Origin of the sequence: Novosphingobium indicum (assembly GCF_014645195.1) — a bacterium.
GTDB lineage: Bacteria > Pseudomonadota > Alphaproteobacteria > Sphingomonadales > Sphingomonadaceae > Novosphingobium > Novosphingobium indicum.
Genome location: NZ_BMLK01000006.1, coordinates 57,223 through 72,431, shown reverse-complemented (window position 1 = coordinate 72,431; position 15,209 = coordinate 57,223). Strand labels below are relative to the sequence as shown.

Annotated in this window: 14 protein-coding genes; 5 read left to right on the top strand and 9 right to left on the bottom strand. The window is 64.8% G+C overall.

Annotated features, from left to right (window positions below; genetic code table 11):
* Positions 1–151 precede the first annotated feature (151 nt).
* The 3 genes from purF (at position 152) to IEX64_RS07475 (ending at position 2,748) form a co-directional block, all read left to right on the top strand.
* Positions 152–1,600 carry an amidophosphoribosyltransferase gene (purF, locus tag IEX64_RS07485; protein ID WP_188819036.1) on the top strand — a complete coding sequence of 483 codons (1,449 nt, stop codon included), beginning with the start codon at positions 152–154 and terminating at the stop codon, positions 1,598–1,600.
* Between the two features lie 8 nt (positions 1,601–1,608).
* Positions 1,609–2,325 carry an SDR family NAD(P)-dependent oxidoreductase gene (locus IEX64_RS07480; protein ID WP_188819035.1) on the top strand — a complete coding sequence of 239 codons (717 nt, stop codon included), beginning with the start codon at positions 1,609–1,611 and terminating at the stop codon, positions 2,323–2,325.
* A gap of 87 nt (positions 2,326–2,412) precedes the next feature.
* On the top strand, positions 2,413–2,748 hold the full coding sequence (locus tag IEX64_RS07475) for a PilZ domain-containing protein (RefSeq protein WP_188819200.1): 336 nt from the start codon (positions 2,413–2,415) through the stop codon (positions 2,746–2,748).
* A 7-nt stretch (positions 2,749–2,755) separates the two neighbouring features.
* Here IEX64_RS07475 and IEX64_RS07470 read toward each other — a convergent pair whose 3' ends face one another.
* Positions 2,756–4,051, bottom strand: a complete 1,296-nt coding sequence (locus IEX64_RS07470; RefSeq protein WP_188819034.1) for an SAM-dependent methyltransferase — start codon at positions 4,049–4,051, stop codon at positions 2,756–2,758.
* Between the two features lie 40 nt (positions 4,052–4,091).
* The gene (locus IEX64_RS07465; protein ID WP_188819033.1) at positions 4,092–5,468 is read right to left on the bottom strand and encodes a cryptochrome/photolyase family protein; all 1,377 of its coding nucleotides are present in this window, start codon (positions 5,466–5,468) and stop codon (positions 4,092–4,094) included.
* Positions 5,469–5,508: 40 nt separating this feature from the next.
* Between IEX64_RS07465 and IEX64_RS07460 the strand changes: the two genes are divergently transcribed.
* Positions 5,509–6,264 (top strand): phosphatase PAP2 family protein, encoded by a 756-nt coding sequence (locus IEX64_RS07460; RefSeq protein ID WP_188819032.1) that lies wholly within the window; start codon positions 5,509–5,511, stop codon positions 6,262–6,264.
* Here IEX64_RS07460 and IEX64_RS07455 read toward each other — a convergent pair.
* The 3 genes from IEX64_RS07455 to IEX64_RS07445 all read right to left on the bottom strand — a co-directional run bounded on the left by IEX64_RS07455 (position 6,212) and on the right by IEX64_RS07445 (position 10,330).
* A complete protein-coding gene (locus IEX64_RS07455; protein ID WP_188819031.1) occupies positions 6,212–7,189 on the bottom strand; it encodes a metal-dependent hydrolase in 978 nt (325 codons plus the stop codon). The two genes, IEX64_RS07460 and IEX64_RS07455, sit on opposite strands and share 53 nt — an antisense overlap.
* Before the next feature lie 147 nt (positions 7,190–7,336).
* Complete coding sequence (locus IEX64_RS07450; RefSeq protein WP_188819030.1) at positions 7,337–8,380, bottom strand: 2-oxoacid:ferredoxin oxidoreductase subunit beta; 1,044 nt, start codon at positions 8,378–8,380, stop codon at positions 7,337–7,339.
* A gap of 3 nt (positions 8,381–8,383) precedes the next feature.
* On the bottom strand, positions 8,384–10,330 hold the full coding sequence (locus IEX64_RS07445; protein ID WP_188819029.1) for a 2-oxoacid:acceptor oxidoreductase subunit alpha: 1,947 nt from the start codon (positions 10,328–10,330) through the stop codon (positions 8,384–8,386).
* A gap of 265 nt (positions 10,331–10,595) precedes the next feature.
* On the opposite strand from IEX64_RS07445, the gene IEX64_RS07440 reads away from it, so the two are divergent.
* Positions 10,596–11,078: an RNA pyrophosphohydrolase gene (locus IEX64_RS07440; protein WP_188819028.1), complete on the top strand. Its 483-nt coding sequence runs from the start codon at positions 10,596–10,598 to the stop codon at positions 11,076–11,078.
* A gap of 322 nt (positions 11,079–11,400) precedes the next feature.
* Here the strand turns inward: IEX64_RS07440 and IEX64_RS07435 are convergent, their stop codons facing one another.
* The 4 genes from IEX64_RS07435 to guaB form a co-directional block, all read right to left on the bottom strand.
* Positions 11,401–11,640 (bottom strand): hypothetical protein, encoded by a 240-nt coding sequence (locus IEX64_RS07435; protein ID WP_188819027.1) that lies wholly within the window; start codon positions 11,638–11,640, stop codon positions 11,401–11,403.
* A 144-nt stretch (positions 11,641–11,784) separates the two neighbouring features.
* Complete coding sequence (locus IEX64_RS07430) at positions 11,785–12,330, bottom strand: tetratricopeptide repeat protein (RefSeq protein ID WP_188819026.1); 546 nt, start codon at positions 12,328–12,330, stop codon at positions 11,785–11,787.
* Positions 12,331–12,343: 13 nt separating this feature from the next.
* Positions 12,344–13,516: an RsmB/NOP family class I SAM-dependent RNA methyltransferase gene (locus IEX64_RS07425; RefSeq protein WP_188819025.1), complete on the bottom strand. Its 1,173-nt coding sequence runs from the start codon at positions 13,514–13,516 to the stop codon at positions 12,344–12,346.
* A 156-nt stretch (positions 13,517–13,672) separates the two neighbouring features.
* Positions 13,673–15,130 carry an IMP dehydrogenase gene (gene guaB / locus IEX64_RS07420; protein WP_188819024.1) on the bottom strand — a complete coding sequence of 486 codons (1,458 nt, stop codon included), beginning with the start codon at positions 15,128–15,130 and terminating at the stop codon, positions 13,673–13,675.
* Positions 15,131–15,209: the final 79 nt, after the last annotated feature.

The window sequence follows — 15,209 nt, the reverse complement described above, 5'->3', positions numbered from 1 at the left end:
GTTCCCTCCCGCCATTACCGTCATCCGCGCGTCATGAATTCGCGCCATGCGGAATGCCGGTCGCGAAACGGTCCCTTTCCCCTCTTGCAATTGGAGGCAATCCCTTCCAAATGCGCGGGCGTTTTGAGGCGCCAGCGGGCCGGACCAATTCATGAACCTTACTCATCCCTTTCGTGATGCCGACGGGGACAAACTGCGCGAAGAGTGCGGTGTTTTCGGCGTAATCGGAGCAAGCGATGCGGCCAATGTCGCTGCAGCCGGACTCCATTCCCTGCAGCACCGCGGACAGGAGGCGGTGGGCATCACCAGCTTTTCCGGACGCGAGTTCCACTCGCACCGTGGCATCGGCCACGTGGCGCAAGTGTTCTCGCAGACGGAACTGGATGCCCTGCCCGGCACGATGGCCTCGGGCCATGTGCGCTATTCCACCACCGGCGGTTCCGGCCTGCGCAACGTGCAGCCGCTGTTCGCCGATCTCGCGGCGGGCGGCTTCGCTATCGCGCATAACGGCAACATCTCGAACGCGATGGCGCTCAAGCGCGATCTCGTCTCGAAGGGCTCGATCTTCCAGTCGACCTCGGACACCGAGGTGATCATCCACCTCGTCGCGACGAGTCGCTATCCGACCCTGCTCGACCGCTTCATCGATGCGCTGCGAATGGTCGAGGGCGCCTATTCGCTGATCTGCATGACCAGCGAAGGCATGATCGCCTGCCGCGACCCGCTGGGCATCCGCCCGCTGGTGATGGGCCGTCTGGGCGATGCTACCGTGTTCGCATCCGAAACCGTGGCGCTCGACGTGATCGGCGCCGAGTTCACCCGCGCGGTAGAGCCCGGCGAACTGGTCCAGGTCGATCACAAGGGCACGATTTCGAGCCACCGGCCGTTCGGTACGCCGGCTTCGCGCCCCTGCATCTTCGAGCACGTCTATTTCAGCCGCCCCGACTCGGTGATGGACGGTCGCTCGGTCTATACCGTGCGCAAGCAGATCGGCGTCGAGCTGGCAAAGGAAGCCTTCGCCGATGCCGACGTGGTGATCCCGGTTCCGGACAGCGGCGTACCGGCCGCGATCGGCTATGCGCAGGAATCGGGCATCCCCTTCGAACTGGGCATCATCCGCTCGCACTATGTGGGCCGCACCTTCATCCAGCCCGGTGAACAGAAGCGTCACAACGACGTGAAGCGCAAGCACAACGCCAACCGCGCCGTGGTGGAAGGCAAGCGCATCATCCTCATCGACGATTCGATCGTGCGCGGAACGACCTCGAAGAAGATCGTCGAGATGATGCGCGATGCCGGTGCCGCCGAAGTGCACATGCGCATCGCCAGCCCGCCGACCGAGCATTCCTGCTTCTACGGCGTCGACACGCCCGAGCGTTCCAAGCTGCTCGCCGCGACGATGGACACGCAGGCCATGGCCGACTTCATCGAAGCCGACAGTCTGGCCTTCGTCTCGATCGACGGTCTCTACCGCGCCGTTGGCGAAACCGAGCGCAACAGCAAGTGCCCGCAGTTCTGCGACGCCTGCTTCTCGGGCGACTACCCGACCAAGCTGACCGACTTCACCGAACGCTCGCTGACCAAGCTCAACGCGGCGTGAGTGACGGCATGAGCGAAAAGGCATTCGAGGGGCAAGTCGCCCTCGTCACCGGCTCCAGCAAGGGCATCGGCGCGGCAACCGCGCTCGCCTTGGCCGCGGCCGGAGCGCACGTTGTCCTGACCGGACGCAACACCGCAGCGCTCGAAACGGTCGAAGAGCAGATCTTCGCGGCTGGCGGCTCGGCGACTATCGCGCCGGTCGATCTGGTCGAGCCGGACGGCATCGCCCGCCTTGCCACCGCGATTTCGCAGCGCTGGGGCAAGCTCGACATGCTCGTGATCAACGCAGCGATCCTGCCCGAACTGACCTCGGTCGCCGACATCGACCAGAAGGCGTTCAACAAGGCGCTGACCACCAACGTCCTCGCCACGCAGGCGCTGATCGCCAATTTCGATCCGCTGCTGCGCAAGAGCGAGAATGCGCGCGTCATCGGCTTGACCTCCACCGTCGCGGCCAAGCCCCGTGCGTTCTGGGGCGCCTATGCCGCCACCAAGGCCGCCTTCGAAGTCCTGCTCGATTGCTATGCGCAAGAGACCGCCAATGTATCAAAGGTTCGCGTCGCCATCGTCAATCCCGGCGCCACCCGCACCGACATGCGCGCCCGCGCCTATCCGGGCGAGGCTCCCGCTTCTGTGAAACCACCGGAAGTCGTCGCGGAACGGCTGACCGCCCTGCTCGGTGAACAATTTGTAACGGGGCACCGCGAGGCTGTTAACCAGTCTTAATAAACCGTTGGTAACTGCTGCCTGACATCCTTTCTGCGATATTCGGCCAATTGCATCATGGCTATCGTCGCACGGGACAAGGACAGCATGGTCCACACCGAACAAGAAAAGTACGCAGCGGCAGCGCAGGAAGACCGTAGTGCGCCGCGCGTTAAGATTTCGATACCCGCCACTCTGCGCGCCTCGGGCTCCAAGGGGTACCAGACGGCCGTGCGCGACCTGTCGCTATCGGGTTTCTCCTGCACCGCGATGTCGCGCATCCATCCGGGCACCTATTGCTGGCTGACCCTGCCGAACATGGAGTCGCTGCCGGCCAAGGTGGTATGGTGGGACAACGGCCTTGTCGGCGCCGCGTTCGAGCGGCTGCTCAGTCCTATCGTGCTCGACAACATCATGACGCGCTGGCGCGGCGACGGCTACTGAGTCAGCGTCAGCCTGCTTTCACCAGCGTCACCTGCGCAACGTCGATGCCGCCACCCAGGAAGCCGCCCTCGCAATACATCAGGTAGAAGCGCCAGAGCCGCACGAAGCGCTCGTCGAAGCCCGCGGGCAGGCGCCCTTCCTCCACAGCCTCATCGAAATTGGTCCGCCACTGCCGCAAGGTTCGCGCGTAGTCGTGCCCGAAGCCGTGGCGGTGCTCCCAGGCCAGGCCGCGTTCCTCGGCCAGACGGCGGAATTCGCTCTCGTTGATGAGCATGCCGCCGGGGAAGATGAAGGTCTGGATGAAGTCGGCGCTGCGCGCGTAGCTTTCGAAGATCTCCTCGCGCATCGCGATGTACTGGATCGCCGCCCGACCACCGGGCTTGAGGTTGCGCGCCACGCTGTCGAGAAAGTCGGGCCAGAACTGGCGCCCTACCGCCTCGACCATCTCCACCGATATGACCGCGTCGTATTCGCCGGCGACGTCACGGTAGTCCTGCTTGCGGAAATCGACGCTGCCTGCGCCGAGCGACCAGCGCTCCCGCGCGAAGGCCAGTTGCTCGTCGGAAAGGCTGATCGCATCGACATGGACCTTGGCATTGTCGGCCACGAAAGCAGCCAGTGTGCCCCAGCCGCAGCCGATCTCCAGCACGGAGTTTCCGGGCTCCAGATCCAGCCTCTCGACGATCGCCCCGACCTTGGCCGACTGCGCTGCATCCAGATCGGTGACGAACTGGGTCAGGGCATTGGGGCCCTCGCCGCCCATCGCGGAATAGAGCGCGCTGGAGTAGATCATCGTTTCGCCCAGCCACTGCTGGTAGAAATCGTTGCCGAGATCGTAGTGCGCGTGAATGTTGCGCAGCGAGCCCGAGCGAGTGTTGCGGTGCAGCCAGTGCACGAAACGCGTCGCCAGCCGCCACGGTCCGCGCGCGCGGGCAGCGTCGCCGAGCGAGACGGCATTTTCCATGAACAGGGCGAAGAGCGGCACCGGGTCGGGACTGTCCCATTCACCGGCCTCCCACGCCTGATACCAGCCCACCGAGCCGGCGGTCGCCAGCCGCAGCAGCGCGCGCCACGACTTCACCTCGACAATCGCGCCGAACCCCGGCGCCCGCCCGCCCAGCAGGCGCGTCATGCCGCCGGGCAGCGTCGCCTGGATCGAGCCGCGTACGAGCCCTGCATCGATACGGTCGAGAATGCGGTGAATGCCGCCGGCCCAGAGCTTGGCCAGCCACTGCGGCCCGACACCGATGGCCCGGCCACCGGCTACGAGTTCCTCTCCTCTTCCCGGCAGATGCGCGTTCATGTGTGCGTTATTAACCGGAAAAACCCGCCGGGCAATGGATTCACTCGCCCTTTGCCTCGTCCCATGCCGCCAGCGCACGCTCGCGGGCCGCGCGATGTTCGATCCGCCGGTCAGGGTAATCCTTGGGGCGGCAGACCGGGCTGGGATCGTGGATCTCGCCATCGGGCAGATTGGCCAGTTCGGGCACCCATTCGCGGATGTAAGCCGCCGCGTTGAACTTCTCCGACTGCGTCAGCGGCGCCATGATCCGCACGAACATGTTCGAATCGACGCCCGACCCGGCAGTCCACTGCCAGTTCACGGAATTGGAGGCGTAGTCGGCATCGACCAGCGTATCCCAGAACCACTGCTCGCCCTCGCGCCAGTCGATCAAGAGGTGCTTGATAAGAAAGCTCGCCGCGATCATGCGCACGCGGTTGTGCATCCAGCCGGTGTGCCATAGCTGGCGCATCCCGGCATCGACGATGGGGTAGCCGGTGCGGCCCTGCTGCCATGCCTTCAGATCGTCCTGCGCCGCCTTGCCCGAACGCCAGGGGAACGACTCGAAATTGTCGCGCGCCGATTTGCTGCCGTAGTCCGGAAACTGCAGGATCACATTCTGCGCGTAGTCGCGCCAGCCCAGTTCGCCGAGGAAGGTCGACACCGTACCGCCCTTGCTGCTGACGGCATGCCAGGCCTGCGACGGCGAGACCTCGCCGAAATGCAGATGCGGCGAAAGCATCGATGTACCCTCGACCGCGGGAAGATTGCGCTGGCTTTCGTAGCGCGCCGCCTCGTCCTTGAACGTCCGCAGCCGCTTCTTCGCGCCCTCCTCGCCCGGCTCCCACATGTCGCGCAGCCCGCCCGCCCAGTCGGGCTTGGTCGGCAGGAGGTTCCAGTGGCCCAGATCGTCGGACTTTGGCCAGCTATCGGGCGCTTCCATCTTCTGCGGACGGCGCTGCGGTTCGGACGGCGGCATCCGCTCGTTGAGCGCACGCCAGAACGGCGTGTATATCTTGTAGGGCGAGCCCGAGCCCGTCGTCACCGATCCCGGCGGGGCGAGGTAATTCCCATGGTGCAGGCAAAGCGTGACGGCCTTGCCTACAGCCTTCTCGGCATTGCGCCACCAGGGCTCGTAGTGGCGCAAGGCATGAACCTCGCAAGCCCCGGTTTCCTCGACGAGCCGAGGCAGCACGTCCTCACACTTGCCGCGCCGCAGGATCAGGCATGATCCCTTTTCGCGCAGGGTCGCATCGAGGCTCGCCAGCGAGTGATGCAGCCACCAGCGCGAGGCGCCGCCCATCACGCGATGCTTGAGTGTTTCATCATCGAGAATGTAGACCGGGATGACCGGGCCTTTGCCAGCGGCCTCGGCAATGGCAGGCTGGTCCGAGAGACGCAGGTCGCGTCGCAACCAGACGATGACGGGAGAACTCATGACTTCGGAACGCCTCCTTAGACACCGCGTTCCCTAACCCATGGTTCTTCATGCGGAAACAGTCCAGCTTCCCGCGCGGAGCTTCCGGATCGATCCGGGCAAGGCACTCGTCGTCGCGGCCTTGTGCTGGCTGGCCTTCGCGGCGGTCGCGTGGGCCGTTACCACCGGACACACCACCACCATCGACAAGGCCGGGCTGCTGTTCTGGCGCGACAGCGACCTGCGCCCTTCCGGTTCGACGCGGGTGCTGGAGATGGTGCGCGACGTTACCGCGCTGGGCGGGGTATTGCTGCGCAACCTCTTCGCCCTCGGCGCGGTCGTGGCGCTGCTGTTCCTGAAACTGCGGCGCGAAGCTGCACTTCTTGCGCTCACCGTCGTCGGCGGCTGGATCGTCAACAGCCTGCTCAAGGCTCTTGTCGGGCGGGCGCGGCCGGAAATCGTGCCGCACCTCATGGAAGCGGGCGGAGACAGCTTTCCGAGCGGGCACAGTTTCAATTCGGCGGTCGTCTACATTGCCATGGCCCTGGCTTTCGCCGCCTTAAGCCGGCGCGAAGCGGTGCGCTACACGATCGTCGGCACGGCCGTCGCGGCCAGCATGGCGATTGCCTGGAGCCGCGTCTGGCTGGGTGTCCACTGGCCAAGCGATGCCATTGCCGGCTGGTTAGGCGGCGCCGGCTGGGCCTTCCTTGCCAGCGCCCTGCTCTATCGCCCGGCCCGCGCCGCCGTCCACCGCGCGGAAAAGATCAGCGAGCCGGACAGCCCGCCGCACGAAGCGGCACATCCACCGTCCGGGTAAAGCCATCGGCGACGAGAGGGTCGCTGAAACGGGCATCCGCGAACACGACCTGCGCCGAGCATTCTCCCCGCCCGACTTTCGCCATGGGCATCTGCGACCACGCCAGAAACTCTTCGATCTCCGGCGTTGCATGGGCCGCACGCTGAACGACCGGATCGGTCATGTTGTCCGCCTGCGCCGGTTCATGGTCGACCAGCGTCAACAGGCTGTGCAGCGGATCATAGCTCCCACGGGCAATCGTCTCGTTCTCGTGCCAGATCACCTCGCGCCGCCAGAAGAACAGCGGCTCCGGCGCAGCGAACACGCGGTCGGGCTTTGCGAAGGGCGCACCTTTGGCCGGTGCATTCCAGGCCAGCGCGGAAATGCCGATGTTGATCGCAATGAAACCGACGACACCGGCAAGCGCCCGCAGCGCCGGCGCCCCTGCCCGCGTCTTGCCCGCTTTGAAGCGGGCCCGAGAAAAACCGATGCCCGCCGCGAGCATGGCCAGCAGCCAGGGCGAGACAATGAACAGGCCATCGGTATGGAACCAACGGCGCGTCAAAGGCGAGAACAACTCGACCGCATAGACATTCTGCAGATCGAGCAGCGGGTGGGTGATCGCGCCGAGATAGCACAGCGCCGACAGCCAGCCGAAGTGCATCGGCAGACCGCTCTTGAAGGCAGTCCCGCGCGAGACCTGCCAGCGGTCGAGCAGCCAGAGCACGGCGGCCAGCAGCAGCGGCATCACCAGCACACCGCCCACCAGCCCATGGGTAAACCCGCGGTGCATGGCCAGCGGCGCCCAGGCCGCCCAGCCGAAGAATACATCGATGTCCGGCATATTGGCCGCGAGCACGCACGCGGCCAGCCCCTTGCGGGTACGGCGCTTCAGCCCGGTTTCGGCAAGCGCCCAGCCGACAAGACTGTGGGTGAGATTATCCAAGCTCTGGACCGATTATCGTCGTCATTGCGAGGAAGCGAAGCTTACGCGGCAATCCAGAGCCGGCGCGAAACCGCCCTGGATTGCTTCGGCCCATGGCCTCGCAATGACGAGTGCCTGTGCAACGTTTCCCTCAGGGGAGACTCGCGGTCAGTCCATCAGCCCGTGGGCCGCGTCCTTTTCTTCGACAGTCCAGGTCTGGCCCTTGGCGAGCAGTTTGCCGAGATCGGCGGTCTTGCCGTCGATCAGCTTCGCGCGCTCGGCCACGACTTCGCTTTCGAAGGTCGGACGCGGATCGTCGTAGATCACGCCCAGCGCCATCGGGAACGGGCCGAACGGCATTTCCACCAGCATGTGGGCAAGGCCGCGATTCTTGACGTTGTGCACCATGACGCCGGCTGCCTGCCAGTCGCCATCGACGACATCGACGACCTTCAGCGAAAGCGTCTCGTGATCGAGCGCGAGGCCCTTGGTGCCCTTGACGAAGAGCAGCGGCTCCCCGTCGTTGCACCAGACCTGCGTATCGGCGGCGACCTTCTTCTGCGTGAAGTCGTCGAAACGATCCTTGTTGTAGACGATGCAGTTCTGGAAGATCTCGATGAAGGCCGCGCCCTGGTGGGCATGGGCCGCCTTGAGAACCTCGGGCAGGTCCTTCGACACGTCGTAGCCGCGCGCGATGAAGCGGGCGCCCGAACCCAGCGCAAAGGCGCAAGGCAGCGCGGGCCGGTCGACCGAGCCCACCGGGCTGGTCGGCGAATTTGTGCCGGTGCGGCTGGTCGGCGAATACTGGCCCTTGGTGAGGCCGTAGATCTCGTTGTTGAACAGCATGATCTGGCAGTTCACGTTGCGGCGAAGCACATGCATCGTGTGGTTGCCGCCGATCGACATGCCGTCACCGTCGCCCGTCACCAGCCAGACGTCGAGGTCGGGATTGGCGAGCTTGATGCCGGTGGCGAAAGCCGGGGCGCGGCCGTGGATCGTGTGGAAGCCGTAGCTCTCGACGTAGTACGGGAAACGGCTGGAGCAGCCGATGCCCGAGACGAACACGGTGTTCTTGGGATCGGCGCCGATCATCGGCAGCGTGCGCTGCACGGCCTTGAGGATCGCGTAGTCGCCGCAGCCCGGGCACCAGCGAACTTCCTGGTCCGATTCCCAGTCCTTGAGCGTGGTTTCGATGGGGGTCATGTCATTCATGGCTCAAGCCTCCGGGTTCGGGAGCTGGGTTTCATTGACGGGCACTTCGCCTTCGGCGTGGCCGGGAATGCCGTCGAAATAAGTGGCGATGGCCTCCTCGATCTCGGCAATCGCGAAGGGCTGGCCGCTGGTCTTACTGAGCGGCGTCGCGTCGACAAGGAACTGGTCGCGCAGCACCGTCTTGAACTGGCCGGTGTTCATCTCGGGCACGAGCACACGGTCGAAGCCCTTGAGCAGATCGCCCAGATTGGCGGGTAGCGGCCAGACGTGGCGGACGTGGATGTGCGAAACGTCCATGCCCTTGCGGCGGGCGCGGCGCACGGCCTGGTGGATCGGCCCGAAGGTCGAGCCCCAGCCGACGACGGCGAGCTTACCGCTCTCTTCGCCCAGGCACACGTCCTGCGGCGGGATCGCGGCGGCGACGCCATCGACCTTGGCCTTGCGGGCGTCGGTCTGCGCCTGGTGAACCTGCGGTGCGTAGTCGATGTTGCCCGTATCGATGCCCTTCTCGATGCCGCCGATGCGGTGCATCAGGCCTTCGGTGCCGGGCTTGATCCACGGACGCACACCGCGCGCGTCACGCTTGAAGGGCAGCACATTGCCGCCGGGGTTGTTGTTCTTTTCCAGGAACGAGACCGGGAACGGCTCGAACGAAGCCGGATCGGGCACCTTCCACGGTTCGGAGGCATTGCCGATATAACCGTCGGTGAGCAACATGACCGGGGTCATGAACTGCACCGCGATGCGGCACGCTTCGATGGCACATTCGAAGGCGTCACCCGGCGAACGCGCGGCGACAACCGGCAGCGAGGCATCACCGTTGCGGCCATAGACCGCCTGATAGAGGTCAGACTGCTCGGTCTTGGTCGGCAGGCCGGTCGAGGGACCGCCGCGCTGCGAGTTGACGATGACCAGCGGCAGCTCGGTCATGATGGCAAGACCCATCGCCTCACCCTTGAGAGCGATGCCCGGGCCGGAGGACGAGGTGACGCCGAGCTGGCCGGCATAGGACGCACCGATGGCGGCGCAGATCGCCGCGATCTCGTCTTCCGCCTGGAACGTGGTGACGCCGAATTCCTTCATCTTCACCAGGTTGTGAAGAATCGCCGAGGCCGGGGTGATCGGATAGCCGCCGAAGAACATCGGCAGATCGGCAAGCTGCGCGCCAGCCACAAGGCCAAGCGACACGGCCTCCGCGCCGGTGATCGTGCGGTAGAGACCGGCTTCGGACGGAACCGGATCGACGTGCAGCTTCTTGAGCGGCCCGGCCAGTTCGGCGGTCTCGCCATAGGCATGGCCAGCGTTGAGCGCGGCGATGTTGGCGTCGGCCAGAACCGGGTTCTTGGCAAACTTGTTCTTGAGCCAGTCCACCAGCGGCTGGCGATCACGGTCGAACATCCACAGGGCAAGGCCCAGCGTCCACATGTTCTTGCAGCGCAGCGCTTCCTTGTTGCCGAGGCCGAACGGCTTCACGGCTTCGAGCGTCAGCGCGGAAATGTCGAAGGCCAGCACGTCCCACTTGGCAAGACTGTCGTCCTCGATCGGGTTGCTCTCGTACTTCGCCTTTTCCAGGTTACGCTTGGAGAACTCGCCAGTGTCGACAATCACCAGACCGCCGGGTTTGAGCGCCTGCACGTTCACCTTGAGCGCGGCCGGGTTCATTGCCACCAGCACGTCCGGCGCGTCACCCGCGGTGGTGATCTCCTGCGAGCCGAAATTGATCTGGAAGGCCGAAACGCCGAACAGCGTGCCCTGCGGCGCGCGGATTTCGGCGGGGAAGTCCGGGAAGGTCGCCAGGTCGTTGCCGGCCAGCGCGGTCGACAGGGTGAACTGGCCACCCGTGAGCTGCATGCCATCGCCGGAGTCGCCCGCAAAGCGCACGACCACCGCCTCGGGCGCAGTGTCCTGTACGGAAGCGTCGGTTTCGTGCTCGGCTGAGATTGTCGCCATTGTAATCCTCTTCGGCCATGTGCCGATATTGCTGTCTTGTCCCCACTGCGGGTGCAGGCGCCGCGACGCAACTTAGAAAAACTCTCAGGGGAACAATCCTGTCATTCCGCCTTGAGAACCATAAAACCACCTAGTCAAGAGTGGAGGCTTGGGCCATTCTCGTTTTCATGCAGCGCAAAGCAGTCATCGCTATGCCGAACGTTCGTACGATATTGCGAATATCCAACAATACATCCCCGATCACGTTCAGGATTTCCTTTTCCAGATGAAAGATTTTTCCAACCTGCCTTATCGTCCCTGCGTGGGCGTGATGCTCGTGAATTCCCACGGCAAGGTCTTCGTCGGCAAGCGAATCGACAACCGCGAGGGAGACTGGTGGCAGATGCCGCAAGGCGGCGTCGACGACGGCGAAGACCTCAAGGACGCAGCCCACCGCGAGCTATGGGAAGAGACCGGAGTGACCGAGAAGCACGTCACGTTCCTCTCCCGCACGCGTGAAGAGGTTCTGTACGACCTGCCCGAAGAGCTGCTGGGCAAGCTGTGGGGCGGAAAATACCGCGGCCAGCGCCAGCACTGGTTCCTCGGCCGCTTCGAAGGCGCCGATGCGGACATCAACCTCAAGGCGCACAACCCGCCGGAGTTCTGTGAATGGAAGTGGATCGAGGCGGAGTTGCTGCCGGACCTGATCGTGCCGTTCAAGAAGCGCGTCTACCGCACGGTGCTGGAGGAATTCCGCGAGCTGATCTGACCGGGTAGCGGGCTCCGCAATGACAGAGGCGAACGGACATTCTCCGGGAGATGAACCCACCATCACGGAAGACTGCGATCAGTCTCTAGGCAGATCGCAGCGGCGGTTGCTGCGTAGGATTTACAACGGCCGCACGACCCCCATCATCATCGATGGGCAGCCGCTTCTGACCTACAAAGACGCCAGCCGCTACCTTCTGTCTTTGATGCCCGACGAACGAGAGAAGGCCTATGCGGAAATGAGAAACAGCGCGCCCAGAGAGTAGGTACCCAAGCCCAACTCGCCCCTCATCAGGTGCAAAGGGCTGTTCGAACTGAGTCGATCACGGATCACTTGTTTCAGAAGTCAGACCGGCAGAGATTGTTTCTGCGGCCGCGCCGGCTTCAGCGGCGAGTTCGCTCAATGCGTTCGCGGTATCCAGAAGCAGGCCGTCGCTGATGGGGCGCTCACCATTGATAAACCGCCGAATAGCTCGCTCATCTATCCTGAGGCGCCGCGAAAACGCTGTGGTACCCCCAAACAGTTGAACACAGTAAGCGAAGTAGTCCTGACGATCTTGCATGTCGCAGATCCTAGCTTTTCTTGCGATAGAGGCAATGCGGGCTGTTCGTGAAGCAGGTCAACGACCGCTTTCAGGCCTGCTCCGACGGGCGGGATATGACTGCTTCGCAGAGCCAATCCGCCAAAACTGTCAAACGACCACCCCTCAGTTCTCGCTAACCACCGGCTTCGGCGTCACAGCCTCCGCCGTGACCACGCGCTGTTGCGAGGGCCCCTTGGCGATGGCGGCTGCTAGGGACTTCGTCTCGCTGCAGTCGTTGCCGCACAGCGTCTGCAGGCGCGCGAGATTACGGCTGGCCTTTTCGGTCGCGCCCTTTTCGGCAAGCGCCATGCCTTCGCCGGCGAGCGCAGCCAGATTGCGCGGGTCGTCGGTCAGTGCGACTCGGTAGTAGTGCAGTGCCTTGCCCTGCAGGCCTTCGCGCCGGGTGGCGTCGGCCAGCGCAAGCAGAACCCTGGTGCTGCCCGGCTCGACCGTCAGCGCGGATTCGAAGGCATCGACCGCGGAATTGTAGTCGCCACCCGCAACTGCCGCGCGTCCTTCGCTCAAGAGCATCTGCGCCCGCGGATCGAGTTCGCGGGTCGGTTCTGAATAGGAAACGCTGGAAGAAACGGCGGCAATCAGGGAAAGAGCAACGGCAACAGGCGTGTAACGCATCAGCAAGTCCTTGACCGAGGGTTTCGTCCTCATCATGGCCGCGACGCTATCACAGCAAAGCGAAACGTGCGACGAAAAACCCGTCGGTTCCGTCACAATGCGGCGACAATCGCAGCCCGACGCCTCTCGGTGTGCCGGCGGCAAGCGTGGGCGCCTGCCCCTGCCAATCAGCGTGGCGGGCGAGGAAACCCTCGGCCTGCGATGCACCTTCCTCATCGAGCAGGGAGCAGGTCACGAACACGAGCCGTCCGCCCGGCCGCACCAGATCGGCAGCGATATCGAGCAGCCGCGCCTGCGTCTCGACATAGCGGGCGAGTTGGCGCTCGGTCAGCCGCCAGCGCGCTTCGGGATTGCGCCGCCAGGTGCCCGTGCCCGAACAGGGCGCATCGACCAGAACCGCATCGGCCTTGCCCGTAAAGCGCTCCAGCGCCTCCATCTCGCGGCCCGGATTGAGCAGGATCGTCTCGATGCAGCTTGCACCGGCGCGCTCGGCACGCGGTGCCAGCCGCGAGAGACGCGGCCGGTCGGTATCGCAGGCGATCAGCGAGCCGGTGTTTTCCATGGCGGCGGCCAGAGCAAGCGTCTTGCCTCCTGCCCCGGCGCACAAGTCGATCACGGTCTCGCCGGGAACAGCGGCCACCGCTTCGCACGTGAGCTGCGAGCCGGTGTCCTGCACCTCGATCGCGCCGGACTTGTAGGCATCGCTCTGCTCGATCCTTGTCTCTGGCGGATAGCGCCAGCCGTTGGCAGCCACGGTGCGTTCGGCGCCTTCGGGAAGCGATAGCCGCCCTGCCCGCAGCGTGTTGACGCGGATGTCGAGCGGGGCGCGGTCGAGCAAGGCCGCGGCCTCAGTTTCCGCGACGCCACTGGCCGCCAGCCGCTCCATCAACCAGCGCGGCGCTATCCCGGACTGCGCCACTGGTTCGCCCGCCTCGATCGGCTCAGGTGCGTGGCGCGATCCGTCGAACAGCGCGGCCACCTGCTCATCCTGGGCGGCGACCTGCAGCATCGCCGCCCGGCCGTTCTCCGGGATCTCGCTGCAGATGCGGATGGCGCGATAGGCGAGTTCGCGCACGGCACGCCGGTCTCCGCTGCCGGCGAAGCGGCGCGGGCGGAACCAGTCGGCAATCAGTCGATCGGCAGGCGCGCCATTACTGCGCGCCGCCTCGATCACGAGATCGAGCACCTCGATGGCAGCCTGAACGCGGGCGGCGGGCGTCATTTTCTCCCCTCCCGCCTGTGGGAGGGGGCGGGGGTGGGCTTGCCAGAACGATCGTGCCGGGATGCCCACCCGGCTGCGACTAGGCCTTGCACAGCAAGACCTAGTCTCGCTGCCCCTCCCGCCTGCGGGAGGGGAGAGTAGCGCCTTGCCGTCACTTTACCGCGAGGGATAGTTCGGCGCCTCGCGGGTGATGGCCACGTCGTGGACATGGCTTTCGCTGAGGCCGGCATTGGTGATGCGGATGAACTGCGAATTCTTGCGCAGGTCCTCGATCGTGGCCGAGCCCGTATAGCCCATTGCCGCCTTGATGCCGCCGACGAGCTGGTGGATCACGTCCTTGGCCGGGCCCTTGTAGGCGACCTGCCCCTCGATGCCTTCAGGCACCAGCTTCATCTGGTCCTTGATGTCGCCCTGGAAATAGCGGTCCGCCGAGCCGCGGCCCATGGCGCCGACCGAACCCATGCCGCGGTACGACTTGTAGGCGCGGCCCTGATACAGGAACGTTTCGCCGGGCGCTTCTTCGGTACCCGCCAGCATCGAGCCGACCATGATCGTCGAGGCGCCGGCGGCAAGTGCCTTGGCGGCATCGCCAGAGGTGCGCAGGCCGCCGTCACCGATGATCGGCACACCCGATTTGTCGGCCTCTTCGGCGGCTTCCATGATCGCGGTGAGCTGCGGCACGCCGACACCGGCAACGATGCGCGTGGTGCAGATAGAGCCCGGACCGATGCCCACTTTCACGCAGTCCGCACCGGCATCGATCAGCGCGCGCGCAGCGGCGCCGGTCGCGACGTTGCCGGCAATCACCTGCGCCGAATTGGAGAGCTTCTTCACGCGCTCCACAGCCAGCGCCACGTCCTTGTTGTGGCCATGCGCGGTGTCGATGACGACGACGTCGCACTCGGCGGCGAGCAGCGCTTCGGTGCGCTCGAACCCCTTGTCGCCCACCGTGGTCGCAGCGGCAACGCGCAGGCGGCCGGCGCCATCCTTGGTCGCATCGGGGTAGGTCACGGCCTTCTCGATGTCCTTCACCGTGATGAGGCCGACGCAGTGGAAGGCGTCATCCACCACCAGCAGCTTTTCGATGCGGCGCTGGTGCAGCAGGCGGCGCGCCTCTTCCTGCGTCACTCCCAACCCGACGGTCGCGAGGTTCTCGCGCGTCATCAGTTCGCAGACCGGCTGCTTGGGATTGTCGGCAAAGCGCACGTCGCGGTTGGTGAGAATGCCGACCAGCTTGCCCGAGGCCTCCACCACGGGAATACCGCTGATCCGGTTCGCCGTCATCAGCGCCTGCGCATCGCCCAGCGTGGCGTCGGGCGCGATTGTGATCGGATTGACGACCATGCCGCTTTCATAGCGCTTCACGGCCCGCACCGCCGCGCACTGTTCCTCGATGGTGAGATTGCGGTGGAGCACGCCGATGCCGCCCATCTGCGCCATGACGATCGCCATGTCGGCCTCGGTCACGGTATCCATGGCCGAGGAGATGACGGGAACGTTGAGCCCGATCTCGCGGGTCAGGCGGGTGCGCGTATCGGCTTGGGTGGGCACGATTTCGGACTTCGCGGGACGCAGCAATACGTCGTCAAATGTAAGTCCGAGCTGGATATCCATGTTTGCCACCAATGCCTTTGCGGGGAGAATCGTGGCGGCCCATGTAATCAAGCCGAGGGGATTGGGCTAGGGGGGAGTT

Excerpts from the sequence above, each read along its gene's own strand:
- purF (WP_188819036.1), top strand. The coding sequence starts at position 152 with ATGAACCTTACTCATCCCTTTCGTGATGCCGACGGGGACAAACTGCGC.
- IEX64_RS07480 (WP_188819035.1), top strand. The coding sequence starts at position 1,609 with ATGAGCGAAAAGGCATTCGAGGGGCAAGTCGCCCTCGTCACCGGCTCC.
- IEX64_RS07475 (WP_188819200.1), top strand. The coding sequence starts at position 2,413 with ATGGTCCACACCGAACAAGAAAAGTACGCAGCGGCAGCGCAGGAAGAC.
- IEX64_RS07470 (WP_188819034.1), bottom strand. The coding sequence starts at position 4,051 with ATGAACGCGCATCTGCCGGGAAGAGGAGAGGAACTCGTAGCCGGTGGC.
- IEX64_RS07465 (WP_188819033.1), bottom strand. The coding sequence starts at position 5,468 with ATGAGTTCTCCCGTCATCGTCTGGTTGCGACGCGACCTGCGTCTCTCG.
- IEX64_RS07460 (WP_188819032.1), top strand. The coding sequence starts at position 5,509 with ATGGTTCTTCATGCGGAAACAGTCCAGCTTCCCGCGCGGAGCTTCCGG.
- IEX64_RS07450 (WP_188819030.1), bottom strand. The coding sequence starts at position 8,380 with ATGAATGACATGACCCCCATCGAAACCACGCTCAAGGACTGGGAATCG.
- IEX64_RS07445 (WP_188819029.1), bottom strand. The coding sequence starts at position 10,330 with ATGGCGACAATCTCAGCCGAGCACGAAACCGACGCTTCCGTACAGGAC.
- IEX64_RS07440 (WP_188819028.1), top strand. The coding sequence starts at position 10,596 with ATGAAAGATTTTTCCAACCTGCCTTATCGTCCCTGCGTGGGCGTGATG.
- IEX64_RS07435 (WP_188819027.1), bottom strand. The coding sequence starts at position 11,640 with ATGCAAGATCGTCAGGACTACTTCGCTTACTGTGTTCAACTGTTTGGG.
- IEX64_RS07430 (WP_188819026.1), bottom strand. The coding sequence starts at position 12,330 with ATGATGAGGACGAAACCCTCGGTCAAGGACTTGCTGATGCGTTACACG.
- IEX64_RS07425 (WP_188819025.1), bottom strand. The coding sequence starts at position 13,516 with ATGACGCCCGCCGCCCGCGTTCAGGCTGCCATCGAGGTGCTCGATCTC.
- guaB (WP_188819024.1), bottom strand. The coding sequence starts at position 15,130 with ATGGATATCCAGCTCGGACTTACATTTGACGACGTATTGCTGCGTCCC.